The following is a 6,680-nucleotide window of genomic DNA, read 5'->3' as shown; positions in this document are numbered from 1 at the left end:
TCCAGAAGGCGGCGGAAATGACTGAGATCCACGGCTTCGCCGAGCTTGCGCGCGGTCATCGTGGAGAGCGAATGCATCGCCTCCCAGAAGAGTGCCAGCATCGTTGGATCCTCGCCGTCGAACATCGAGGATTGCACTGCCGGGTCCCACGTGGTTGGCCGGTTCGTGCGCAGCGCTTCGGTAAGTTTGCCCCAGCCCGCGTAGAGCCGCTTGTCGGCCATCTGCACGAAGCCACCGAAGTAATACGGCTTGCCGCGCACGAGATAGGCTTCACTCAGGGGCGTATTGCGATAGCGGCCGTCCGTTTTCTCCAGGAGCCCGAGTGCAGCGCAGCCGGTCAACAGCATCTCGGCCGGGCGTGGATGCAGACCGAGCGCTTCCGCCAGCTCCGCAACCGTGATGCCGGCGCCGCCCGCAAGGCGGCTGAACAGGCCCAACTCGTGTGCTGCAGCCAGGGTCTTGAAGGCCCAGAAACCGGTCGCAAGCGCCATCAGCGGGACGGCGGAAGGAAGCTCCTGCGTGCGCATTATTTCACTCCTCCCATGACAGACGGACCGCGCGGGTTCCAAGCCCGCTGAATCTCAGCAGGCCAAGTTGACGGGGTGATTTCGGGCTTCGGACAATCGGTTACGGCTGAAATGGACCGGCGGTCGGCTTACCCCATCGATATCAAGTTCGTGACTAAACCTGGCGTGACTTCAAGCACTGCCGCTGGGGCCTTGGCATAACCGATGTCCGTCAGCCGCTCGGGGGCAAATCCACGATTGCCCGACGTCTGGAGACGGTCAATTGCCAAGCCTTGAAAGCCACGTTTGTGGCCTTCAACACAAATCCAAGTAGTCGCACTCTCGACGAGTGAATCGACGCGAGTTTCAGCTCGAGGCATTTCAGCCTCCCATTTCCAGCCATTCGCGCGAGTTCCTCGAGGGTTTGCGGCCCACCGGCCAGTTCGTCGGCGATGTTCAGCTTCGCCGCCATGCACAGCAATTGCGTCGCCAAGTAACTGCATGTTCTTTCCTCGCTCTGCGAAGCCCTCCGCCAGGCCGACGCATAGCGCAGGCACCGCGGCGCTGTCAGTCCAAAAGCTCCGGGTTTTGTTCTGATCTTGCTGCGGAATGGGCCGCGGTCTTGCTGGTCGGCAGAGATTTTGTTTACCTGACTTTGCCATGTTGCGATTGCAGGACTACGCCATCTTCAGCCATTTGCGGCAGTCGGGTGTTCCTTTGCAGGCCTCGACACGCTTCGGGGAGGGCTTGGCGGCCGCGCTTTGGGAGCGGGCGGGACGCGGGCATTACCGCTACAACCCGGCCAATCACCACACGCTCAGTTTTTGGGTCGCCGGGGGTGCGGGCTTTCGCCGGCTGCGCGGACGCAGCTACGACCCCATCCATGGCGAAAGCAGCCTCTGGGTTGTGCCGGCCGGCGCGCCGACCGCTTGGGAAGCTGCCGGGAAAGGCCGGCTTCTCCACTTCTACATCCCGATGCCGGTGTTTGAATCCCGGGTGGTGGAGACGCTCGATGCCGACCCCAGCCTGATAAGCCTGCGCGAAGAGGGCCTCCAACGCGATCCGGCGCTCGAAAACATTATCCGCTCCATGGTGCTGCCGCTGTCGTGGGAGGAGCCGGCTGACCGCATCGCCCTAACTCAGGCTGGCGAAATGCTGACCACCTACCTCGCGGCCCGCTGCAGCGAACGCCCGCCGAGAGCGCTCCTCATCCGCGGGGGTCTGGCGCCAGTCGTTCTGCGGCGGGTGCAGGAGTATGTCGAAGCCCATCTGGAGCAGGACCTGACGATTGAGGACCTGGCTGCCGTGGCCGGTCTGAGCCCCTATCACTTCGCCCATGCCTTCAAACGCTCGACTGGCTTTGGCCCCTATCGCTACGTGTTGCGGCGACGTACCGAGCGTGCCAAGCGGCTTCTTGCAGCAGGCAAGATTCCGTTGTCCGACGTGGCACAGGCCTGCGGCTTTGGCAGCCAAAGCCATTTTTCCGCCCGCTTCCGAGAGGTAACCGGACTGACCCCACGCCAGTTTGGCCGCTGCTTTGATGACCGGTCCTTGGTCGCGCGCGTCAGGACCCATACCGCGTGATCTATCGGTGAAACGATCGGGTCGACGCCTTCGCCACACAACCACTCCCTGTGGTTATGGGTCCCGGCTCAAGGCCGGGACGACGGCGGATTGGGACGCGATCGTCAGGCCACATCGGCCTTCAGCAAGAGCCGCAGCGCTTTCGGAATCGGTTGCGCCCTGCCCTCGCTGATGAAGGCGACGCGCACTTGCGCCTTGACCAGCACCTCCTCGCCGCGCTGCACCTGCTGCGCCAGCGTGATCGAGGCGCCCTTTACGGCGATCGGCCAGGTCACGACGTCGAGCACATCATCCATCCGTGCCGGCCGCAGGAAGTCGATCTCCATCGAGCGCACGACGAACGCAAAGCCCGTCGTCTCCACCTCTGTTTCCGCGAACAGCGCGTGCTGCTCGGCGCCCATCAGCCGCAGGTGGTTGGTGCGGCCGCGCTCCATGAAGCGCAAATAATTGGCATGATAGACGATGCCCGAGAAATCCGTGTCCTCATAGTAGACACGGACTTGCATGTGATGGCGGCCATCGCGGATCTCGCCGTCGAGATGAGCTGTCTGCACCGTTCGACCTCGGAAATAATCAATTGATCGTGACATGCCCTCGCAAGGGGCCGACGTCAACGTCGGACGAGAATTCAAGTTGATTGAGGTCAAGACCGGACATCTCGCCACGGCCTATCCGGCAGATGCAAGCGATAAGGCTCCAGCCTCAGCCCCTCCAGCGCACGTCGCCGACGACCTGTCCTGATCCCACAAAGGCGAACATATCATGGCAAACACCGATCGATCCGCTCAACGAAGCGAAACCAAGGCCTATCTGGTTGGTGGCGGGATCGCCTCGCTGGCAAGCGCCGCCTATCTGATCCGCGACGGCGGCCTGAAGGGGCGCAATATCACCATCTTCGAAGAGACGCCGCTGCCTGGCGGCAGCCTCGATGGCGCCGGCTCGCCGGATCAGGGCTACGTCATTCGCGGCGGCCGAATGTTCACCTATGAGGCCTACACCTGCACATTCGATCTGCTGTCGTTCATCCCGTCGCTGTGCGATCCGGCCAAAACGGTCAAGCAGGAGATCTACGAATTCAACGAGAAGCACATCCCGCATTCGCATGCGCGGCTGGTGCGCGGCGGCCAGAAGGTCGACGTCACCAATATGGGATTTTCCAACCAGGATCGCCTCGACCTGATCGAGATCATGGCGACCTCGGAAGCTTCCCTCGGCGACAAGCGGATCGAGGATGTGTTTTCGCCGTCGTTCTTCACCACCAATTTCTGGTACATGTGGGTCACGACATTTGCGTTCCAGCCGTGGCACAGCGCGGTCGAACTGAAGCGCTATCTGCATCGCTTCATTCAGGAGTTTCCCCGCATCCACACCCTCGGGGGCGTTCGCCGCACGCCTTGTAACCAGTACGATTCGATCGTGCTGCCGGTGACGAACTGGCTGAAGGCGGAGGGCGTGAACTTGCAGACGGGCACCGCCGTCATCGATCTCGACTTCGTCTACGGTCCGAAGGGCAAGGGTGTCGAGCGGCTGCATTGCGTCCGCGACGGCAAGCCGGAAATCATCACGGTCGGTGCCGACGATCTCGTGTTCGTCACCAACGGATCAATGACGACGGCCTCGAACCTCGGCTCAATGACGCAGCCGGCAGCACTATTGGCCAAGGATGGCAAGACCGACCATTCCTGGGCGCTATGGGAAAAGCTCGCTGCCAAGGACGCCCGGTTCGGGCGGCCTTCGGTTTTCAATGGCAAGGTCGATGAATCGAAATGGCTGTCGTTCACGGTGACGATGCGCGATCCGACCTTCTTCGAGCTGATGGAGAAGTTCACCGGCAATGTCGCCGGCACCGGCGGTCTCGTCACCTTCACCGATTCGAACTGGCTGATGTCGGTGGTGCTAGCCGCGCAACCGCATTTCATCGGACAGCCCGACACTATCAAGGTGTTCTGGGGCTATGGCCTGTTCGTCGATCAGGTCGGCAACTTCGTGAAGAAGAAGATGTCGGAATGCAGCGGTGAGGAGATCCTGACCGAGCTGCTCGGCCATCTGCGCTTCGAGGCGCACAAGGAGCTGATCCTCAAGACTTCGAACTGCATCCCCTGCATGATGCCCTATATCACCAGCCAGTTCATGCCGCGCGTGAAGGGCGATCGGCCGCCGGTCAAGCCGCCCGGCACCACCAATCTCGCTTTCATCGGACAATATTGCGAGATTCCCGATGATGTCGTGTTCACCGTGGAATATTCGGTGCGTTCGGCGCAGACAGCGGTGATAGCGCTGCTCGGTCTCGACAAGGAGGTCTCGCCGCTCTACAAGGCGCAGTACGATCTGAACGTGTTGTTCGACGCGGCCAAGACGCTGGCCCATTGAGGACGTGACAATTATCGGAGCGCAAGCGCAACGGCGCTTGCGCGGCGGCGTCAGGCTGCGTCAGATGCCCGTGCCGCAGGGGAGAAACTCACTTCGACAATTCCTTCTCGATATCCCTGCGGCCATCAAGAACACGGACGACTGTGATCCGATTGTCGTCAACCAGGTAGAAGGCAATGTAGCCATCGATCCTCAGTCCTCGAAGCGATGCTCATAGCTCCGGTCCGGTCCGAGAAATGGAAACTCGCGCAGCTCATCGAACCGTTGCGAAATCCGCGCCAGCATTCGGTCGGCCGCAGCAGGGCTGCGTTCTGAAAGATACGAATGAATGTCGAGAATGTCCGAGCGAGCGCGGAAGGATACAACGATCCGCACGTCTGTTCCTATCGCTTCGCTTGGCTTCGGGCCTGCTTAAGAAAATCCTCGAGATCCCAGGGAACAACACGCCCAGCTTCGACGTCAGCCATTCCTTCGTCGATGGCATCCTTCAAAGCACGGAACTTCCTGGCCTGAGACAACAGATAAGCCGCCGCTGACTCCTGCATTTCCTCAGGCAGCAACTCAAGCGCTTCGACGGCTTTCTCAATGGCAGAACTCATAAAGGCAATATAGTCCGATTTGAGGACGATGCACAGACCGGCGATAGATGATTGCGTCTTTGAACTGCTATGCCACCGCCGGTCCGGCCTTCTTGCCGAGCGTCACCAGCACGATCTCCGGGGGAACGCCGATGCGGAATGGCAAGATGCTGCAGCCGAGCCCGCCGGAGACGATGACGTCGCAATTGGTGCGGAGGTGGCCATAGGCGAGCTCGACGCCATGCCGCGGCGGCACCGCGGGCGACCAGCCGAGCAGGCGGACCTGACCGCCATGAGTATGGCCGGACAATTGCAGCGTCACGCGCGATGGGACCCGTAGCGCGACATCAGGCTCATGCGCCAGCAGGATGAGTGGCGCATCGTCGGTGACTTTCGCAAGCGTCGCGCCGAGATCATCGACACCGATGCGGCGCACGGGGCGGAAACGCCGCGCCGGCATATAGGCGAGCTGATCGCCGAGGCCGGCGAGCCAGAACGGACGGCCGTTCTTGGTCAGCCGCTTCGCGTCGTTCTCGTAGACCGGAATGCCGCTGGCTTCGAGCGCGCGATGCGCCACCGTCAGCCCCTGCCCCTCGCGCTGCACGGTCCTGTCTTCCCAATAATCGTGGTTGCCGAGGATCGCATGCACGCCGAGCGGCGCCTTGAGGTTCGCCAGCACCGCGGCCCATTCGTTTGCTGGAATGAAGCGGGTGACATGGCGATGGCCGGCGACATAGTCGCCGAGCATGACAATGACGTCGGGCTGAAGTGCATTGGTACGCGCGACGATCGCCTCGATCCGCTCCAGCGACATCCAGGGATCGCAGGCGTGCAGATCGGCGATCACGGCGATCTTCAGCGGGAAATCCGCCGGCCATCGCGCCGGCGTCAGATGGTAGCGCGTGACGCGGAGCCGCAAGACCGGCTCGACGCCAAAGCCATAGGCTGAGGTCGACGCCGTAAGGGCGGTCAAACCGCCGATGGAGCTGAAGAACTGACGCCGTGAGAACATGATGTTGATTGTGATGCCACCCGTTGATGGGGTGCGATTGAAGCGGAATTGCGGTGCGCTCGTGCAGATTGTCAGGGGATCGCGTGCACGAGGATGTGAACGGACGAAACTGCGTCCACAACCGCGCTGCCCTCCTTCTCCCGCTCGCGGGGAAGGGCTGGGGTGGGGTGTCTCCGCGATTCATGCTGTCCGAGCGTGTGGAGAGAACCCTCACCCGGCGCTTCGCGCCGACCTCTCCCGCTTGCGAGAGCTTTGCTTAATTGGCTGAGCGGGAGTGGCAGCCGATGTCAGGCATTTTTTTGCGCTGCCTCAGGCGGTACGCGAGGGTTGAGGGCCGCGTTTTCAGGGCCGTCCGATGGCAGCGGGCGGTGGCGGTCACGCCGCAGCTCCCACGGGCTGCAGCACCGCCCATCGTTTGAGGTTCATGGCGAGGCAGATAAGACGCAGATGCGTCTGGTTGCGTCTCAGGCCCAGATAGCGGGCGCGCGCCCAGCGGTAGACGCCCTTGAGACGTGCGAAGACCTGCTCGACCGGCGCGCGGCGCCGTCCCACCGCGTCGTTGAAGCGCTTCTGCCGCTCGGTCAGGGGATGATGCTTGTTGGGCCGGAACATCAGCCGCGGCTTGATGCC

10 protein-coding genes are annotated in these 6,680 nt (G+C 62.0%); 2 read left to right on the top strand and 8 right to left on the bottom strand.

What is annotated here, in order from left to right; translation table 11 throughout:
• Together J6497_RS39940 and J6497_RS39935 are read right to left on the bottom strand one after the other, a co-directional pair.
• Positions 1–527: methyltransferase family protein (locus tag J6497_RS39940; protein ID WP_225709632.1), on the bottom strand; the 527-nt coding region annotated here is incomplete at its 3' end.
• A gap of 211 nt (positions 528–738) precedes the next feature.
• Entirely contained in the window at positions 739–999 is a 261-nt protein-coding gene (locus J6497_RS39935) for a hypothetical protein (protein ID WP_225709631.1), read from the bottom strand.
• Between the two features lie 167 nt (positions 1,000–1,166).
• On the opposite strand from J6497_RS39935, the gene J6497_RS39930 reads away from it, so the two are divergent.
• Positions 1,167–2,090 (top strand): AraC family transcriptional regulator, encoded by a 924-nt coding sequence (locus tag J6497_RS39930; RefSeq protein ID WP_225709630.1) that lies wholly within the window; start codon positions 1,167–1,169, stop codon positions 2,088–2,090.
• Between the two features lie 104 nt (positions 2,091–2,194).
• Here the strand turns inward: J6497_RS39930 and ybgC are convergent, their stop codons facing one another.
• Positions 2,195–2,644, bottom strand: a complete 450-nt coding sequence (gene ybgC, locus J6497_RS39925; RefSeq protein ID WP_225709629.1) for a tol-pal system-associated acyl-CoA thioesterase — start codon at positions 2,642–2,644, stop codon at positions 2,195–2,197.
• 208 nt (positions 2,645–2,852) lie between these two features.
• On the opposite strand from ybgC, the gene J6497_RS39920 reads away from it, so the two are divergent.
• Positions 2,853–4,460: an oleate hydratase gene (locus J6497_RS39920; RefSeq protein WP_225709628.1), complete on the top strand. Its 1,608-nt coding sequence runs from the start codon at positions 2,853–2,855 to the stop codon at positions 4,458–4,460.
• Positions 4,461–4,548: 88 nt separating this feature from the next.
• Here J6497_RS39920 and J6497_RS41455 read toward each other — a convergent pair whose 3' ends face one another.
• The 5 genes from J6497_RS41455 to J6497_RS39900 all read right to left on the bottom strand — a co-directional run.
• The gene (locus J6497_RS41455) at positions 4,549–4,626 is read right to left on the bottom strand and encodes a hypothetical protein (protein ID WP_283846067.1); all 78 of its coding nucleotides are present in this window, start codon (positions 4,624–4,626) and stop codon (positions 4,549–4,551) included.
• A 26-nt stretch (positions 4,627–4,652) separates the two neighbouring features.
• A complete protein-coding gene (locus J6497_RS41840) occupies positions 4,653–4,835 on the bottom strand; it encodes a type II toxin-antitoxin system RelE/ParE family toxin (RefSeq protein WP_312010460.1) in 183 nt (60 codons plus the stop codon).
• Positions 4,836–4,843: 8 nt separating this feature from the next.
• A complete protein-coding gene (locus J6497_RS39910; RefSeq protein ID WP_225709627.1) occupies positions 4,844–5,059 on the bottom strand; it encodes a hypothetical protein in 216 nt (71 codons plus the stop codon).
• 67 nt (positions 5,060–5,126) lie between these two features.
• Positions 5,127–6,050 carry a metallophosphoesterase gene (locus tag J6497_RS39905; RefSeq protein WP_225709626.1) on the bottom strand — a complete coding sequence of 308 codons (924 nt, stop codon included), beginning with the start codon at positions 6,048–6,050 and terminating at the stop codon, positions 5,127–5,129.
• A gap of 375 nt (positions 6,051–6,425) precedes the next feature.
• The coding region (locus J6497_RS39900) for a transposase (protein WP_312010459.1) at positions 6,426–6,680 on the bottom strand (255 nt) is incomplete at its 5' end.

Source organism: Bradyrhizobium cenepequi (assembly GCF_020329485.1).
Lineage (GTDB): Bacteria > Pseudomonadota > Alphaproteobacteria > Rhizobiales > Xanthobacteraceae > Bradyrhizobium > Bradyrhizobium cenepequi.
Note: the sequence above shows the minus strand (reverse complement) of the source record. Positions and strands in the feature narration are given on the sequence as shown.

What these genes read in the sequence shown, in the direction of transcription:
- J6497_RS39930 (WP_225709630.1), top strand. Translation starts at nt 1,167, where the DNA reads ATGTTGCGATTGCAGGACTACGCCATCTTCAGCCATTTGCGGCAGTCG.
- J6497_RS39920 (WP_225709628.1), top strand. Translation starts at nt 2,853, where the DNA reads ATGGCAAACACCGATCGATCCGCTCAACGAAGCGAAACCAAGGCCTAT.
- J6497_RS39910 (WP_225709627.1), bottom strand. Translation starts at nt 5,059, where the DNA reads ATGAGTTCTGCCATTGAGAAAGCCGTCGAAGCGCTTGAGTTGCTGCCT.
- J6497_RS39905 (WP_225709626.1), bottom strand. Translation starts at nt 6,050, where the DNA reads ATGTTCTCACGGCGTCAGTTCTTCAGCTCCATCGGCGGTTTGACCGCC.